The sequence below is a fragment of the Pseudomonas fluorescens genome (genome assembly GCF_018614775.1).
Taxonomy (GTDB): Bacteria; Pseudomonadota; Gammaproteobacteria; order Pseudomonadales; family Pseudomonadaceae; genus Aquipseudomonas; species Aquipseudomonas fluorescens_BY.
This window is the reverse complement of the sequence record NZ_JAGGOF010000107.1, coordinates 40,772-57,289: the sequence shown is the minus strand read 5'-3', so window position 1 is coordinate 57,289 and position 16,518 is coordinate 40,772. Positions and strand designations below refer to the sequence as shown.

At 51.3% G+C, this 16,518-nt stretch carries 14 protein-coding genes; 10 read left to right on the top strand and 4 right to left on the bottom strand.

The window, feature by feature from the left end:
* Positions 1 to 53 precede the first annotated feature (53 nt).
* The gene (locus J7E36_RS23790) at positions 54 to 317 is read left to right on the top strand and encodes a DUF2790 domain-containing protein (RefSeq protein ID WP_215008548.1); all 264 of its coding nucleotides are present in this window, start codon (positions 54 to 56) and stop codon (positions 315 to 317) included.
* A gap of 482 nt (positions 318 to 799) precedes the next feature.
* Positions 800 to 2,047 (top strand): ribonucleotide-diphosphate reductase subunit beta, encoded by a 1,248-nt coding sequence (locus tag J7E36_RS23785; RefSeq protein ID WP_215008547.1) that lies wholly within the window; start codon positions 800 to 802, stop codon positions 2,045 to 2,047.
* A 79-nt stretch (positions 2,048 to 2,126) separates the two neighbouring features.
* Here J7E36_RS23785 and J7E36_RS23780 read toward each other — a convergent pair whose 3' ends face one another.
* The gene (locus J7E36_RS23780; protein WP_331275358.1) at positions 2,127 to 3,854 is read right to left on the bottom strand and encodes a DNA cytosine methyltransferase; all 1,728 of its coding nucleotides are present in this window, start codon (positions 3,852 to 3,854) and stop codon (positions 2,127 to 2,129) included.
* Between J7E36_RS23780 and J7E36_RS23775 the strand changes: the two genes are divergently transcribed.
* The 8 genes from J7E36_RS23775 (at position 3,820) to J7E36_RS23740 (ending at position 14,150) form a co-directional block, all read left to right on the top strand.
* The gene (locus tag J7E36_RS23775; RefSeq protein ID WP_215008545.1) at positions 3,820 to 4,302 is read left to right on the top strand and encodes a very short patch repair endonuclease; all 483 of its coding nucleotides are present in this window, start codon (positions 3,820 to 3,822) and stop codon (positions 4,300 to 4,302) included. The genes J7E36_RS23780 and J7E36_RS23775 overlap by 35 nt on opposite strands.
* Before the next feature lie 276 nt (positions 4,303 to 4,578).
* Entirely contained in the window at positions 4,579 to 7,389 is a 2,811-nt protein-coding gene (locus J7E36_RS23770; protein ID WP_215008543.1) for a Z1 domain-containing protein, read from the top strand.
* Positions 7,390 to 7,392: 3 nt separating this feature from the next.
* A complete protein-coding gene (locus J7E36_RS23765) occupies positions 7,393 to 9,453 on the top strand; it encodes a hypothetical protein (protein WP_215008541.1) in 2,061 nt (686 codons plus the stop codon).
* The gene (locus J7E36_RS23760; protein ID WP_215008539.1) at positions 9,446 to 10,417 is read left to right on the top strand and encodes a hypothetical protein; all 972 of its coding nucleotides are present in this window, start codon (positions 9,446 to 9,448) and stop codon (positions 10,415 to 10,417) included. The genes J7E36_RS23765 and J7E36_RS23760 overlap by 8 nt, the downstream gene beginning before the upstream one ends.
* On the top strand, positions 10,418 to 11,116 hold the full coding sequence (locus tag J7E36_RS23755; protein WP_215008537.1) for a hypothetical protein: 699 nt from the start codon (positions 10,418 to 10,420) through the stop codon (positions 11,114 to 11,116).
* Positions 11,117 to 12,028, top strand: coding sequence for a PD-(D/E)XK motif protein (locus tag J7E36_RS23750; RefSeq protein WP_215008535.1), 912 nt, complete (start codon positions 11,117 to 11,119; stop codon positions 12,026 to 12,028).
* Between the two features lie 457 nt (positions 12,029 to 12,485).
* A complete protein-coding gene (locus J7E36_RS23745) occupies positions 12,486 to 13,001 on the top strand; it encodes a BRO-N domain-containing protein (RefSeq protein WP_215008533.1) in 516 nt (171 codons plus the stop codon).
* A 288-nt stretch (positions 13,002 to 13,289) separates the two neighbouring features.
* On the top strand, positions 13,290 to 14,150 hold the full coding sequence (locus tag J7E36_RS23740) for a DUF5677 domain-containing protein (RefSeq protein ID WP_331275357.1): 861 nt from the start codon (positions 13,290 to 13,292) through the stop codon (positions 14,148 to 14,150).
* A 98-nt stretch (positions 14,151 to 14,248) separates the two neighbouring features.
* On the opposite strand, the gene J7E36_RS23735 is transcribed toward J7E36_RS23740, so the two are convergent.
* From J7E36_RS23735 to J7E36_RS23725, 3 genes are all read right to left on the bottom strand, one after another.
* The gene (locus tag J7E36_RS23735; RefSeq protein WP_215008529.1) at positions 14,249 to 14,608 is read right to left on the bottom strand and encodes a helix-turn-helix domain-containing protein; all 360 of its coding nucleotides are present in this window, start codon (positions 14,606 to 14,608) and stop codon (positions 14,249 to 14,251) included.
* Entirely contained in the window at positions 14,605 to 15,921 is a 1,317-nt protein-coding gene (locus tag J7E36_RS23730) for a type II toxin-antitoxin system HipA family toxin (protein ID WP_215008556.1), read from the bottom strand. Before J7E36_RS23730 ends, J7E36_RS23735 begins: the two co-directional genes overlap by 4 nt.
* A 222-nt stretch (positions 15,922 to 16,143) precedes the next feature.
* A complete protein-coding gene (locus tag J7E36_RS23725) occupies positions 16,144 to 16,515 on the bottom strand; it encodes a type II toxin-antitoxin system VapC family toxin (protein WP_231286376.1) in 372 nt (123 codons plus the stop codon).
* Positions 16,516 to 16,518 lie beyond the last annotated feature (3 nt).

The following is a 16,518-nucleotide window of genomic DNA, read 5'->3' as shown; positions in this document are numbered from 1 at the left end:
AACTACCTTGAAAAACGCCGGACCCCTCTCGACCTCAAAAAAGGTGAAATCGAATGAAAGCTTTATGGGTTCTGGTCCTCGGCAGCCTGTGCGCAACCGCCATGGCAGACGAGACTCCGACCGATGTCGCCCAGCAAAAAACCGCCATTGAGGAGTACACCTACTCCACCCACCTGGACATCGCCAAAGTCATTTCCATGAGCGACGTCCCGAACGTCTGCGAAGTGGTCCCGGCGAAGATGGTCTACGACGATTCCAAGGGCCAGCGCCACATCCTGCGCTACAGCATCATGGGCAACGGCTGCTCCAACGGTTGATCATTACCCGTGTTCCAGGGCCCGATTCTGATCGGGCCTGGTTGTGTCTGAAGACCTTAAAACCCCTTGCAAAACACAACATGTAGTGTAGAAACGCAAAAACAGCTCATTTTTTGATCAAAAAAACCCCGCATCCGAATCCTGCAAAAAAAATCTTCTACGGCCAAAGCCTTGTAAATCCTCGCTCCCACGCGGATATGCCACCGGCCACCTCCCCCGTGGGCGATTTCGCCGCACCACGTAGGCAAAAAAGTCCTTATAATGCCGCCTTAAACGGGCCTGCAATATTCCCTTACAGGGATCCGCCAGCCTGAAGCCCACGCCGAGGCCAATCGCCGCCTCGCGTTCACAGCCGCTTCAGCATGACCCGTACATTTTTCTGTTTATTGCCTGCGTCAGCTGCAACGAACGATTTTCCAAGATCCACCGCCGCCAGCAGGCCTTCACCAGGCTTCTGGCCCTCACGCAGGAGACGACACGTCATGCTGAGCTGGGACGAATTCGACAAAGAAGACGGCGAAGTCGCTGTAAAAGGCGCCAACGCCGGCCACGCTTCTGAAGCCAACATGGACCGCCTCGACAGCGCCGGCGGTGCCGCCGCGCTCGAAGCCCGCGCCGTGACGGCCAGCGACTCGGCCGCGATCATTCGCGCCAAGGCCGCCCTAGACAAACTCGACGTCGCCGAAGGCCTCGCCGAACTCGAAGGCGCCGCCGCCCGTGTCGCCGTCGATGAAAAGCGCATGATCAACTGCCGCGCCGACCTCAACCAGCTCGTGCCATTCAAATACGACTGGGCCTGGCAGAAGTACCTGGACGGCTGCGCAAACCACTGGATGCCGCAAGAAGTCAACATGACCGCCGACATCGCCCTCTGGAAAAACCCGGAAGGCCTGACCGACGACGAGCGCCGCATCGTCATGCGCAACCTGGGTTTCTTCTCCACCGCCGACTCCCTGGTTGCCAACAACCTGGTCCTGGCCGTGTACCGCCTGATCACCAACCCGGAGTGCCGCCAGTACATCCTGCGCCAGGCCTTCGAAGAGGCGATCCACACCCACGCCTACCAGTACTGCATCGAATCGCTGGCCATGGATGAAGGCGAAATCTTCAACATGTACCACGAGATCCCATCGGTCGCGAAAAAAGCCGCCTGGGGCCTGAAATACACCCGCTCGATCTCCGATCCGAAGTTCGAAACCGGCACCCCGGACACCGATAAAGAGCTGCTGCGCAACCTGATCGCCTACTACTGCGTCCTGGAGGGCATCTTCTTCTATTGCGGCTTCACCCAGATCCTCTCCATGGGCCGCCGCAACAAAATGACCGGCGTCGCCGAACAGTTCCAATACATCCTGCGCGACGAATCCATGCACCTGAACTTCGGCATCGACGTGATCAACCAGATCAAAATCGAAAACCCGCACCTGTGGGACGCCGAAATGAAGGAAGAAGCGACCCAGATGATCCTGCAAGGCACTCAGCTGGAAATCGAATACGCCCGCGACACCATGCCCCGCGGCGTGCTGGGCATGAACGCGGCGATGATGGAGGACTACCTCAAGTTCATCGCTAACCGTCGGTTGTCGCAGATTGGGTTGAAGGAAGAGTACCCAGGGACGACGAACCCGTTCCCTTGGATGAGCGAGATCATGGACTTGAAGAAAGAGAAGAATTTCTTTGAGACTCGGGTGATTGAGTATCAAACCGGTGGTGCGCTTAGCTGGGATTGATTCTTGGTTTACGAAAAAGGGCCGCTCATTGAAGCGGCCTTTTTTTGAAACTTTAAACCCACTAACCAGCTTGTACAGTTCAGGCGGTAGCAGTCAGGACCGTCGATGTAGCTCTGCTTTCCCGCAGTTCATCCTTCTCCTTCGCCTGAATTTTCTGACAGGCTACCGCATACACAACTGAAGCAATTTTATTTGCCAGCAGTGGCGGCACAGCATTTCCAACCTGATGGAACTGCTGGGTTCGGTTACCTTGAAAAAAGTAGTTGTCTGGAAACGTCTGAAGACGAGCAGCCTCTCTAACTGTCAGGCTTCGGCACTGCTTAGGATCGTAGTGGATGAAATAATGACCATCTTTGGATATATGACTTGTGATTGTCGTTGAAGGAAGATCCTCCAATTGCACTCGGAAGCGATCACTGAACTTACCGCTTTCCCAATTCTTATGAGCAGGTGCGAGGCCCGAAAGCGAAAATTGCAGATGCCCTTTCGGAGACGTTTTGTAGGCCCGAGCATACACACTGGCAAACATGTATCTACGCAGATCTGAAGGCATATGCCCTCGGGCATCGTGATTCAGCCAATACGCCAGATTGTCATCACGATACCATTGGTCCAGAACATCATCTCTCGTTTTCCCGTCACCTTGGCGGCGAGGGACTCGAAGCGCGCCAACGTCGAGGGAGCCCGACAATAGAGAATCACGAGCGATCCGCATCGCAGAATCGAGCTTTGGCTCGACCCGAACATCGACTTCCGATCTGAGCTCATCGAGCTGATTTGCAACCTCTTTGTACCAAGCCTCACCGTCATCACGCTGCTTAGTCAAGCGGCTACGCAGTTCTGGTAGATCGCCAAGGACTTGCTTTGTGCTGACTCGCTCATTTACCTCGGGAATACTTCCGTGCTCAGGAACATTTCCCTGTTCGTCCAAAGCAATACCCAAAAGAATGACCCGATGCCTCGCCTGAGGAATGCCATGCTCTTCTGCCTTGATGATGAAACCGCGAGGATCTACCTTGCTCACATCATCATCAGGGCCGAACGACTGACCGGTGACCAAGGAGCAGATGCGGTACCTTGTACCCGGCGAGGGGTCACCGAGGGCTTTGTTAGGGTCAGTAAGATCCTGCAATATCTGCGTGAAAATACTCGCACCCGCGACCTTCGAAGACAGAATACCTTTTACGTTTTCCATCACGAAAACTGTCGGTTTTCTCTCCTTGATGATTCTCAGGTATTCCTTGTAGAGAAAATGCCGGTGATCGTTCTCAGCGTTGTAATCGGCTTTAGCTTGATTGCGTGCCCGCCCGACAATTGAATAGGCTTGGCAAGGAGGACCACCAATCAGCACCCAGGGACGATCCTGAAGGCGAGCCTCAAGAATATCATCAAGCTCTTGATCACCCTTTTCTGAACCCAAGGTGATGCATCTAGCCTCTTTTTCGGCCTCGTCCCATAGGATTTTGCTCATATCGCTGAACGGCTGATCACTACGACCATTGCAAAAATCGTAGTAATCGCACAATCGGTCAGGCTTTTTACGCTTGAGAAGCCTGTAGAACGCTCTCAGTTGGAGCGTTTGGCGAGCAATTGGGTCCATTTCAGCAGAGACCACAATTTCGAACCGAGTTCCGTTACCGAACGAAGCGAACCCCTCGCCGAGGCCTCCAGGGCCCGCAAAGAGATCGACGATTTGGATCGGCCTTGAAAGCTCGGTATCACATTCGCTGGCGGTATCTCGGCCTAACGGTAAATTCATCTGGGATTCAGTCATGGACATAGTCAGTAAAGAAGTCAGGTCGCGCATGATGGCCGGCATTCGTGGTAGCAACACGTCTCCCGAGATGAAGGTCCGAAAGCTGCTTCATCGGCATGGCTTCAGGTATCGACTACATTCTCGAAAACTTCCAGGTCGGCCGGACCTAGTGCTTCCTCGCTACAACGTCTGTATTTTCGTCCACGGGTGCTTCTGGCACAGACACCGTGGATGCAGATATGCCACAACCCCTCGAACCCGCGAAGAGTTCTGGCGATTAAAATTCGACCAGAATGTTAAACGGGACCTGAGAAACAAGACCGAACTGTTCGAACAGGGATGGCGCGTCTTCGAGCTTTGGGAGTGCGGTATCCGTGGACCTGAGGCAGAAATGGACTGGCTTCTGGAGGCTGTGCCGGATTGTAATCAAAAATACGTCTCCTGGCCCGACATTCCTACGTATGGAGCGGCCTGTGAGCTCTCAATGCCCGATCGTTAGAAACCCGTGAGTTTTTGCCAAACTCAAGCTGAATATACAAGTCGGCGTCGGTCTTTAAAAGTAACGTATCCTATCGAAGGCTCCCGACGGTCAGACCCTTACAATTACCCCAGAAATCAAGCCTACCAATGCAGGCGATCGATTTGCTCATCACGCCAATTTGGCCAATCGCGAATTCCACCGCTTTGCATAGCTACCGGCCCTATGCCACCATTCAGCGCATACTACAGTGCCTTGAGACGCCCTGACCATAAATTGCCAAAAGAAAGGAAGCTAATGACCGACTTCAATATTGATCCTGCATATGATCCCTGCCGATCCTTTATCGAAAGGTGGCGCCAGCGAGGCAAAAGCTGGGAGGATCTCTACCACTTAGGAAAGACTTCCGGAGATTTGGATAGGTGGTTTCAGGATCAAGAGGACCTGCAAGGTTGGCCATCGTTCGGTGTCAAGCCTGAAGCACGTTTACAGTGCTGGCACGACATTATCAAGGCAAAGCAGCTCGCTGAGCAAAGGTCCGTAGTCGCTACTCGACCGCTAGTGGTAGTAGGGGCCGAGGAAGCAGAGCCAGGCGTACAAGTACCCAGCGACCCACATAGTGCATGGCAGCTTTATCAAACACACCTTCATAATCAAGCGTGGGGAAAAACCGCAATTAAAAACATCGAGAACTCGGCCCTTAGAGTTCTTCGCTATCTTCGAATGGACACCAGCGATCGGCGACCTGTAAAGGGTTTAGTAGTGGGTCATGTGCAATCTGGAAAAACTGCGAATATGGCAGGTCTGATTTCCATGGCTGCCGATCATCGTTGGAATCTATTCGTCGTATTGACAGGAACCTTGGAGAATCTGCGGATCCAGACAGGTAAGCGCTTGATCAAGGATCTCTTCCGTCCAGGAAACTTGAACTGGAAATCGATCGATCATCCCTCCAAGGCCAGCCCCTACGGGAACAGAGCCGAAAACATGCAGTTTGAACCGGGGAGACCGGATCGACACATGATCGTTTGCCTGAAAAATCCATCTCGCCTAAAACATCTCATTGAGTGGATCGAAGCTCACAAGGTCGCAATGAAGCAGATGCGATTGGTAATAATCGATGATGAAGCTGATCAAGCTGGTATCAATACCGGACAGGTCTCTAAAGAAGAACGCTCAAAAATAAACAAACTCATTCTTCGACTTGTTCACTTGCCGCTGCAGAGTGTCAATTACGTGGCATACACAGCAACTCCGGCAGCAAACTTCCTAAACGAAGGGCCTGGAAAAACACTCTATCCTGAGGACTTTATAGTAGCGCTTGAGCAAGCAAATGAGCATTTTGGACCCGTTCAGATCTTTGGCCACCTAGAAGCACACCGGGAGCCGCTTGGTATTGTCTATGACGTACCGAAAGATGACTTGGAAAAAATAGGAGAGTTGCATCACTCAGAGCAAACCAAGCTACCTGGCACGCTTGAGCAAAGCTTGCTGTGGTTCCTTTGTTGCGTAGCGGTAATTCGTGTATCTGGGGCGTGCAAGCCTGTCAGTATGCTTGTGCATACCAGTTCAAAACAGTTGCACCATAAAAATATGGAGAAAGCAGTACGGAAATACTTAAAAGCTTGTGCAGGGACATATATTGCTAATGAGGCTGATTTCCGATCTCAATGTGAGCTGATTTGGACCGCAGTAACCTCTGATCTGGACAAAGTTGATTTCGCGGATAGATTTCCAAACTACGGCCGGCTTGACAAGCTCAACGAACTCCCACCATTCGACATTATATTTCCGGAAATCAAGACTCTTCTTTCGAAAGTCACCGCAATTGAGTTGGATGATCAACAGGACCGGACTTATCACCAAGGAATCCATATTTGCGTAGATAACTGCGCAAATAACGGAGTGAGTGATGAGAATGAAGTTCGGCGTCTTTTTTATCCGGAAAACCCAGATGACCTTGATTTTTCACCTGCTTTCATTGTGATTGGAGGAGGCACCCTATCACGAGGATTGACCATTGAAAATTTGGTCAGCACTTTCTTCCTACGAGCTTCCGCTCAAGCTGATTCTCTGATGCAAATGGGGCGATGGTTCGGATACAGACGAGGGTATGAACTCTTGCCCCGGATATGGATGCCGAGCGAAACCAAGGAAAAGTATGAGTTCATGACGATCGCCGAAGAAGACCTACGCGACGATCTAGAGAAATTCATGCATGGTGGAACCCGACCTTCCGAATTCGGCCCTCGAGTGCGCGTGCATCCTAGGATGGCTTGGCTCAGACCCACCGCCCCAAACAGGATGCAACAGACTATCACGGCGGACTTCGATTTTTCCGGCATCAACCGTCAAACGACTCTTTTTCACGACGGAGCCGACGCTAAAACCATTCTGAATAAAAACCTCACTCTTACGGAAACTTTCATTAAAGGTCTAGGCAAAGACGGTGAAAAGGGCAATTGGAACAGTCTCGTCTGGAGAGGTGTAGGTGTTGACACTGTGGCTAGCTTCTTAAATAGTTTTGAGTTTCACTCAGGAAATCAGTTTTTCTCAGATATATACCCATTTTTGACATGGCTAGAAGAACACGCGATTAATGCTGGCTACGACAAGTGGAACGTGGTGGTCGCGGGAAACTCCGGAAGCAAGAAGGTCTGGGAACTCCCTGGAGGAACACCTGGCTTAGTGAACCGTAGTCGCATCGCAACGGTTCGTTCGGATGACGGAGTATCTATCGGCGCGCTACGGGATCCAAGAGACCTGCTGGCGGATGCCAAGTTTTCCGAAAAAACCAATACATCAAGCTCCAATTTCGATAATAGTGAGATTGATAATTTGAGAGCTATGGGCGGGGTCGGTCGTATCCCGCAGCTTCTTATCTACCTTATCGATAGCGACAGTAGGTATAGCCGTAATGCATCCTCGTCAAAACCCAATAAACGTCGTGACTCACTCCACGCCAAATCCGACATCGTAGGCATCAGCCTATGGCTCCCCGGAGGCGAGGTAAAAAGCAGGTCCTACATAACGCATCTCACGGTAAGAATACCGCCTTCACTTGTCGCGACAGACGACGACTTGGCTGACACTGGAGCCGAGGCGTAGCAGATGAAATACTATGGCCTTCCACTGCAACCAATGCAGGAATCTGGGGCATTTCTTCTCCGGGCGATGCAGAACGAAGAAATGCCTCGGCTCGACCTGCTCGTTCGAGAGTCAGTTCAGAACTCGCTAGATGCGGGAAGTAAAAGAGTTAATGGAGAACCGATATGCGTAGATATAAATCTGCATGAATGCTCTACCGAAACCCTTGCATCAATATTCAACCAAGGTATTAATTCATCGGCGCTGTATCATCGATACCCTCACAAAACGACAACTCTTGAAATTCGTGATTCTCTAACAGAAGGTCTGACCGGACCATTAACCTTCGGCGCGACTTGGGATAATGCATCTCATGGTAATCTTCTAAAGCTGGTGTTCGAAATTGGTCGAACACGGAGTGATAACACTGCCGGCGGATCTTGGGGGCTTGGTAAAACCTGTTACTTTCAAATGGGCGCGGGCTTAGTTATCTACTATAGCCGCATCAAATTTGGTGATGGTTTTCAAGAGCGTCTAGTCGCCAGCTTAGTAGAAGATGAAACGCAGCCTGATCGACTACAACAGACAAGCCGAACCGGAATCGCATGGTGGGGAGCCGAAGAAGAACTACGCCCCATAACGTCATCCGAGGAAATTCATCGCATTCTTGATCAACTCAGCATCGAGCCCTTTTGCGGAGAAGAGACGGGAACTTCCGTTCTCATACCATTTCTTAGAAAAGATCTAATCCCAGCATTTGACAGAGAAAATGGACCGCGTCCGTGGTGGTACCAAAATTACGAGTCATACCTCCGCATCGCCTTGCAACGATGGTTCTGCGTACGCATAGACAATCCATCCTTTACAGGAGGACCCTATCTTTCCGTAAAGGTTAATGGCCAACCCATCCTCGAACGACAGATGCTACCTATTTTTCGCGTGACACAATCGCTCTACAATCGCGCATTATCCGAAGATGCGCCCACGAACGACTACTTTACCCAGCAAGGCGTTCAATCAGCGGACGTGATTCGAAAACATATTTCTCTGCGCAAGGAGTTTCTCAACGGGGGTTCTGCCGGCCTACTAATGGCGACGGTATTGAGTCAGGAACAGCTGGGTATGGGCGCACCTCACAACATCCCAAGTCCCAGCTTATGCGTGCTCGGATGCTTGGAACATTCGGCTCCGTTCCGTCCCATTGTGACTTTTATGCGGAAGCCCGGGATGAGCATATGTTGGGATGATAGTACAGAGAACCGAGGCTGGGCGGGAGGATTCTCGGGCTCGCCAGACGGGTTGTATATGATTGCCTTATTCGTTCCCCAGCATGACAGACTTCTGCTTATTTCAAATCAAAATGATCACATTAGAGCAGAGTTGTCCTTGGAAGGATATTTGCGGCGCTGCGAGCGGGCCGACCATGCCACATGGGTTGATATCAATGGTATGAGAATTATTGAAAAGATCCGTACTGCATGCGGCAAAACCCTTAAAGACTTCGGCCTGCGACCTCCGGCGAACATAAGGATTAAGCCATCAATTCGTATGGCAAGAAATCTTGCCGACCTCCTACTCCCTGCGCGCGGGTTTGGTTCAGATGGCAGAGGAGGAAAGACCGCGCCTTATGCAAGGCATGTAGGTCAAGAGAGTAAGCTGTCTCGAACCTTACCACTCGCTCCCGTCCTTGATATTCATGAGGTAGCATATGCAGCAGGTAGTCTATCGATCAATTGGACGCTTTTATGGGGAACGGAAAATCAAGAATCCCCAAGGGAATTTTTTATTGAAGTAGATTCAGAGTCTGGCCCTATATCAAGAGATACATGGAAAGAAAGTGGCCTAGGTCCTTTTCCCTTCCATCTATCGGCAGCCCGTCTGGCATCGCCCACTGATAGTGCAACCAAACTTAAATTTACCGATACAAAAGACATGGATAAACTGCTCATTTATAAAAATCACCCCGAGCAGACTTCAATACTGAAAGGCCATCTCGTGATAGAGATCGTTAACGATGCGGGAAGGACATTGCGTCCGATACTTCGCGTAAAAATATCAAGGGAGTCGGAGGTAGGCTGTGAGTAGTTCATTGTCACCCTACCGCACATTACCGACCAACTTTTCTGAAAATCACCAACTGAATACTCGCTACGAATTTACATATGGTAGCGGATGCAATCCTGGCGCCAAGTTGGTTTCCGAAAACCAATATACACTTGGCACCGATAGTGACTGGAGTGCGGACACGCATGACCTTGTTGTTCGCTGTATTATTGAAAGCACTCAAACGCTAAAACCATTATTCGAGGAGGAGGGCCTAATTGCAAGCGATGGTGAGCTGATTTTGGCCTTAGAGTGGGCGTCGGCCGACTCCTGTTGGCGTACTCTTAGTGAACCGTTTGTCCTAACAAAAAAAGACATCTCCTTGTCATTGGGTGAAGATACAGCTGAAATTAACTTACATCTGCCTATCGGCAGCATACGAGGAAATGGGCTGGTAACCATTCAACTGATATTGGGCGATCCTGGGAGCTCCTGCAGCGTTATTGGGCTGGCAAGCCAACGCGGTTCTCGCTTGGGATCACTGGCTCCATCAGTTGAAATAGCCATTGATGGAGATGGCTCACTATTTCCGATTCAGGAGGAGGCTTTGGGCGCAGCGAGTCCTCTTTGGGAAATGAGGGCCACTTGGAGTGACCCACGGGACGAGCCATTTACGTGCAGCTATGTGGCATTAATATTGAACAGGGATCACGAACTTTTCGAGCATCTACAGGAGCGTCGTACGGGATCGAATCGGCAGAGCCCATTGATGAGACAGATTGTATCGTCTTGGATTGCACTTGTTGTTCACCAAGTCAAAATCGATCTGGGATCCGACTTCGACTCCATTCTAAATCAATATGGATATACCGAGGAGTTTTCGAGTGTCGCAGATGCTGTCGCCGCTTTCATCCGCTTAGGTGAACTGGACACATCCTCTCTCGGCGCCCTCTTTACCTCGACGCAACAATGGCTCGATCGCCGGATCCGTGAAGTGGAGATTTAGATGACTTTTCCTACGTTAAATTTGACTCTATCTCGACGTCGTCATTATGAAATGGAGGAAAATAGCGAATACTTCCCTACGGGATTAACGGTCGAACAGCAACGACTTCGAGAACTGCTATTAGCAGAAATCCCTTTTTATAACGAAGTCAGAAGTAAACAATTAGGACCCAGCCTCTACGACATCCAGGTTGGCATCGCTATATACAAAATTCTCGCTCTAGAGGGCATGAACATACGCACTGCAGCGGATGATGGTTTCTGGCGATTCCTGTCTTTGAAGATCATACCCGACCTAGTGAAAAGCCGCTGGAGTGACGGTTCTGCGGTTCGTTTCTGGAAGGGGCGCAGCCGCATTTGGCTTCGAGCGATGTGGTGGACTATACACCTCACATGGCAAGGAACAGAAGAGGCAACAAAGGCAGTACTCAAAACCGTAACAACAGACACGGTGGTGCAACTAGTGGAGCGTCCAGGCAGGGCCGGCTTCAGAATAGAACTTACGCGCGCGCTCTTTATGGAGCGCATTACGAGAAAGCCAACTCAAGATCAGTTTCGTGCCGTAATGAAGCTGAACACGGCAAAAGTTTTAGTAATCGAGCCCTCATGTTACTTAGGAGGAATTGAAGGCTATGCCAAAGCGTTGTTTACAGAAGCAGGCTGCCTAGATACCAGACTTGACCATACAACGGAGGCGTAGATGGATTTGCTTGATGAGATACGTCAGGGATTCGCAAATCTTGATCAGAATGGCCGCATGCTGCCTATAAATGCCCTACCCAATGCCTGCCCCGCGTGGATATTTAGAGAAGGTGAACTTTTTGGTGTCGCAATTGAATTACATGAATATATAAGTATATCCGAAGGATTTTCAGGAGCTCACTTGAGAACGGTTGAGCGCCTTATCAACGGACAGCTTCGTCGGTTCCTGAGACTGGAGTCTTCAACTGAGTGGTTACGAAATGAGTTCGGGGTAATCTGCGAGCATATGGTTGCAGTTGGAAAAAACAACGATGCAAGAAAGAAACTTATTGAAAACCCTCTCGCCTGGTGGGAACGTTGGCGGCATCTGTTGGGAAATGCATTAGTTAATCGCAGCAGCTACGAAACGCTGGCAGAACTGCTTGCCATAGAACGTTTGGTGCAACTGGGATTGAGTTTTGAGTGGCGCGGTCCGTTCGGTGGAACAATAGACATACATACGGATGCAGAAAATTATGAAGTTAAGTCAACAATTAGCCGCTACGATTCGCGCATACACGTGGCAGGGCAATTCCAGCTAGCGCTTTCCTTGGGCAAACCGCTCAACTTACTCCATTATCGTTTTGAGCCTGCGGCTTCGGGAGAGTCCATTGATTTTGTATGCAACCGGCTGATCGCCGCGGGAGTATCGACCAAGTCGTTAGAGAGCGCCTTACTGCGTTGCGGCCTTGAGGCAGGTTGCTCTGCTCGAAAGGAGTCGTTCAACCTTTTGGAGGTACGTCTGTTCCCCGTGGACGTAGACTTCCCCAAGATCACTCCTGAGAGTTTTCTTGGAGGAGTTCTTCCTGCAGGAGTAGTCCACGTGGAATACCAGGTGGATTTAGCGGGGCTGACACATCAACCATTTTGAGCGGCCGGCCTCGTCTGAGCGAAGGGTCTCTTGGAGGTCCATTTTGGAAAACTATCATTGCGAATGTTTAAGGCTAAGACACTGCGGCAGAAAAATGATGACATAGTTTGAGAGGTTGACCGCACTACATTGTCCCCCTAGGCTCTCTACTCGGCGCCTAAGAAACGCCTCAACCAGAGCGGTCCTCCGCACCCGACAGCCAGCGGCTTTTTTTCGCCTGCGGTTTCCCTACGCCTGCGAAAATGCCCGTTATGTCGGGAGTGGGCGAATACAAGACCCGAAAGGGGAATATGTCCGGCCCGTCTCTGGTGGGTTTCTTAGCTCCCGACACCCATAACGAATGCCCTAAGAAAGCAGCCAGAGGTAAAGGATATGCCTGTAAACCTGACCTTCACGATGAAGGTAACCAGCCCTACCCGCTCGCCAGCTCATGCACAGCCGCTTCTGGAGGTCTGTCATGTCTGAGCCGCTGATCCCTACTCAATTTATTCGTCACAGTATTCCTCTGCACGCCCTTCTGGTTGAAAACCAGGCTTGGTTCAGCGCTTCCGATTTGGGGCGCTTGATGAGCAAGCACCTGGACGAACGCATGACGCGCAAGCTTGACCCTGACCAGCGCCGAATGATGTTTGTGCATATCCAAGGGTTGACCGAAGAACGTCTGATGTTGAGCGAGTCGGGCCTTTATGCGTTGCTGATTTATCACTACTGTCCCGAGTATCGGTTGCTGCGTGAGTGGATCACCCATCAGGTGGTGCCCACGCTGCGTGATGAGCGCTTCTCACATAGGGTAGAGCGTCCCACGTTGAGTGTGCTGGATTGGCCGAAGATGTCTCTCTGCATGCTGCATTGGCAGGATGAGCCGTGGATTCGCTTGCGGGATATGCCGGCGGTGCTGGTGGATGATCCGTTTAACCAGCATGAACCTTGGTGGCGGAGAGCGTCGCGGGTTTTGCGAGGTTTTTGCCATTGAGATGCCCTCGCCCTCACTCGATCGAGGTTTTATTGCCTATAGAAAGTTTGGAGCTGCTTTGAACATGTAGGTCCCCTAGCCGCAGCTATCTTTACGGAGGAAGCTTTCCATGCTTAGCTGGTCAACTGATGCATTGAAGAGGCTTCCTCAGGAGGGGCTGATGAGCTCTACAAGGGAAATGATAAAATGTTCGGCGGCTCAGGCTATTGCAGAAGAAGATCATAGATGACGAAATAATGGAGCCGAATTCCCCCCACATACCATTCACAAAAAATCTTAGGGATTAATATGCAGCACCTCATTCATGCATCCCTAGACGTATACTCCCAACTAAGAGATGAATTGCAGCAGGTCATTAAGAATTCGAGAGAAATCGATCCTAAATATTCCTCACATTCGGGAATGGTTTTGCACTACTACTCGGAGAGATGCCAATCCATAAACCTCCTTCTTCAGGATTGGAGGCTTTGGGACTGCGACATCATAATGCGGACTGCACTCGAGTGTGCTACTCGATTCTTATTTGTAAGTATCGCACCTCCAGAAGAACGTGGCTTACGTATAGACGAATACGCCGTGTTATTGAATGAAATCGAGGACCTTCAGAGGTCGGAGAGGGCGAAACCCTTTGCTGCCGGGTCAGATAATCAAGACACTCAGATGCTCATTGGTGGTGTTATTCTTGATCCCGACCATGAGGCTGAGCTCCGTGCAAAATGGCCAAAATCCAAGCGGAATTCCCTTAAACAAAAGTGGTCATTTAGCGAAATGGCCCGAGTTCTTTGTGATTTTCACAAAAATGGACTTGATTTACGAGGATACAAATCGTTTTTACATGGTTATGGTATGAGCAGTCATCTTATACACGCAGACCAGACGGCAATGGACCTAATCAGAGATCGGTCGACAAGAGAACCACAAGAAAGAGCACTTCTTGAGCGCGCACATTTTGCAGGCCTAGCCACAGAGCCGGTTTCAATTTTATTCCTTTGCTGGCGAGCAATGGTGTATGCAACAGGTGTCGAGTCTTCGAAAAAAGATATCGTTCAGAGCGTCTTGGCACTGAATGAGCAAGCAGATATTTATCATCGGGAATTCGCTGAGTCGCAGGTACATCGCTATAAGCAATCGGACGACCCTACAACTTAGTCTTGAGCTGACCTCTCCGCCCCCTGCCTTGTTTTTTTCACCATTGCTCAATCAGCAAGGCCATCCTTGCCCTTCCGGTAGCTCGCAGAGGAGTCGCGCTACTGCGCTGGTTTGCGCCGAGGCCTAACGCCACGAATCGGCGCGTTAGCGGAAGTCTTATGCGAGTCAGGCGGCGGCGCATAAATGGGTTGATTCGCCATGGTCAGCCCTAGGCGAAGACCGAACTTCCGCAAAATGGATTCGATGGTGCTGAGGGTCGGATTACCCTTGTCCTTCTCGATCTGGTACAGGGCTTTAGTCGACATCTTGCACATCAGCGCAAAGGTGTCCTGGTCCAGACCGGTTACCTCGAGCCTTAGTCGGCGAACAGCGGTTCCGAGGGTTTCCTTCCCCATCGCGTGCTGCATCGCGATGTCTTCGATGATTTCCTTGCGCCGTTCGGGGGCGTTATCGTTCATCGAAGCCCCCACTCAGCCAGGCGGTTGTCCAGATTGTTCATCGGAATGGACTGAGCACGCCTCACTTCCTCTGGAACATCGACCAGCAGATCCGGCAAAGCCCGAAACGTCTCAGCTGCTCCACGCAGACGCTCGAAGAGCACGTCAGGGCTTACCAAGTCCTGGAAGTATCCGCAGATCGTTCTCCAGTCTGGACTTCCCATGTGCTCAGACTCCCACTTAGTGGCTCGCGTAACGCCTTCCGGATCGAGCACCATTGGCGCGAGGTCGTAGATCGGCGCCAGCTCGAACTTGTTCTGATATCTGAAAATGGCCATGTTGCGGCCATGATTGTCCGAGTTCCCAAGGATGCGGTTGAGCAGGTCACGGCGCAGGTACTCGAACACCAAGTCCTCAAGCTCTACGTCCTGCCCGTTCATGCGCCACAGGCTCTCCAGGCGGCGGAGCACGTCCTCATGGTTCATCCTCGAACCCGGTTCGGTGTTCCCGCACACCGAATAAATCGACTCGACCGGAATTCTTTCTACCGCGCCGTCAGCGACTCGCCGATCAAAGCGCGGCATCCACAGGCTCGGCTTGTCGGCTTCTTCGAGCACAAGTCCATCTGTGGCTATGGTGTTCAAACCAAGCTGAGAGATTGCTTTGTAGTAGTGGTATTCCGTTCGCAGGATGTTTTTGTCGCGTTCAGTGGCCTGGTTGCGAGCAAACTTCACCAGCCAATGACGGCGCGCATGCTCGTCGGCAAGCATGGCGTCGGCATACAGGGCGCCATCTTCGCCTTCGACCATAATCAGCTTCGGCGCTTCGCCCTGGGCGCCCGTGGCACCGCCCAAGGCCGCGCCAGATTCATAGGCGTATTCGAGAAAGTCACTGGTCCGGTCTACAACCTCTTTGCGGGCAAAGGCCTCCTTGCGAGTCTGATCGATTTGCTCGAAAGACTCCTTCACGCGCAAGTGTCCGATGGGTGAAGGGGTGCAGCGGCTCAGAAGGAAGAAGCCCATGTCCATCCCCTCCGGCCGTTCTCCAGCAAATCGCCGCTGCAACGACTTACGGGCGGCACCGGCCGGTATGATGTCGTACACAAACGGGGGATACCCTTTGCTGTCGACTGAGTTCCAGCTCAGCGGAAGGTTTACGCTGATGGCAGGCTCGAAGAGCGTTTCGAGACTGTTGATGAATTCGACCAGAAAGTGCTGGTCGTAAGAGGCGGCGCATCGCGACTCATCAACCTTCTGGGAGTCCGATACCGAGAGCACCATTGCGTCGTGCCAATGGCCTTTGATGTAGGTCTGGATCGTGAACTTGCCTGACATGATGTGCCATAAATCGGAATTATGATGCCGGTAACTGTGGCTCATACGGCGTTTTTCAGCAATATAATTCCGACTAGCGACGTCTATGCGGACTTAACCAGCATTATGATGCCGATTCAGAGACTTTTCGTAATTGGGATCATGCTGGAACTGCTTCGCAATCCAACGGGGATAAATCCCGTCGCCACAGGATTGTGCGCGCGTTTGGGTGTCGAGTGCTCCTCACAACCGTGCCGAAACCACCCGTACCCCGTACTGCGGGATGATTCCATCGGCGGTGACTAACTCCAGTCCCTCTGCTTGAGCCTGGGCAATCAACATCCGGTCAAATGGGTCGCGATGGATTTCCGGTAACTTACCCGCTTGCTGTCCATGGAACAGCGAAATCGGCAGCTTAGTGAAACCCTCATCTTCAACCAGCGCCTCAAGATCCTCTGGCGCCTCAAGCATTCCTTTAGCCTTTTTGATGGATATCTCCCAGATCGAGGCGGCGCTTACCAGGACCTGATTGCGTGGTTCCGCCATCATCTGTCGAGCATCGGCGCCCAATGCTGGGTCATCATATAGCCACCAAAGCAACGCATGAGTGTCCAATAA

What these genes read in the sequence shown, in the direction of transcription:
- J7E36_RS23790 (WP_215008548.1), top strand. Translation starts at nt 54, where the DNA reads ATGAAAGCTTTATGGGTTCTGGTCCTCGGCAGCCTGTGCGCAACCGCC.
- J7E36_RS23785 (WP_215008547.1), top strand. Translation starts at nt 800, where the DNA reads ATGCTGAGCTGGGACGAATTCGACAAAGAAGACGGCGAAGTCGCTGTA.
- J7E36_RS23775 (WP_215008545.1), top strand. Translation starts at nt 3,820, where the DNA reads ATGGACATAGTCAGTAAAGAAGTCAGGTCGCGCATGATGGCCGGCATT.
- J7E36_RS23780 (WP_331275358.1), bottom strand. Translation starts at nt 3,854, where the DNA reads ATGCGCGACCTGACTTCTTTACTGACTATGTCCATGACTGAATCCCAG.
- J7E36_RS23770 (WP_215008543.1), top strand. Translation starts at nt 4,579, where the DNA reads ATGACCGACTTCAATATTGATCCTGCATATGATCCCTGCCGATCCTTT.
- J7E36_RS23765 (WP_215008541.1), top strand. Translation starts at nt 7,393, where the DNA reads ATGAAATACTATGGCCTTCCACTGCAACCAATGCAGGAATCTGGGGCA.
- J7E36_RS23755 (WP_215008537.1), top strand. Translation starts at nt 10,418, where the DNA reads ATGACTTTTCCTACGTTAAATTTGACTCTATCTCGACGTCGTCATTAT.
- J7E36_RS23750 (WP_215008535.1), top strand. Translation starts at nt 11,117, where the DNA reads ATGGATTTGCTTGATGAGATACGTCAGGGATTCGCAAATCTTGATCAG.
- J7E36_RS23745 (WP_215008533.1), top strand. Translation starts at nt 12,486, where the DNA reads ATGTCTGAGCCGCTGATCCCTACTCAATTTATTCGTCACAGTATTCCT.
- J7E36_RS23740 (WP_331275357.1), top strand. Translation starts at nt 13,290, where the DNA reads ATGCAGCACCTCATTCATGCATCCCTAGACGTATACTCCCAACTAAGA.
- J7E36_RS23735 (WP_215008529.1), bottom strand. Translation starts at nt 14,608, where the DNA reads ATGAACGATAACGCCCCCGAACGGCGCAAGGAAATCATCGAAGACATC.
- J7E36_RS23730 (WP_215008556.1), bottom strand. Translation starts at nt 15,921, where the DNA reads ATGTCAGGCAAGTTCACGATCCAGACCTACATCAAAGGCCATTGGCAC.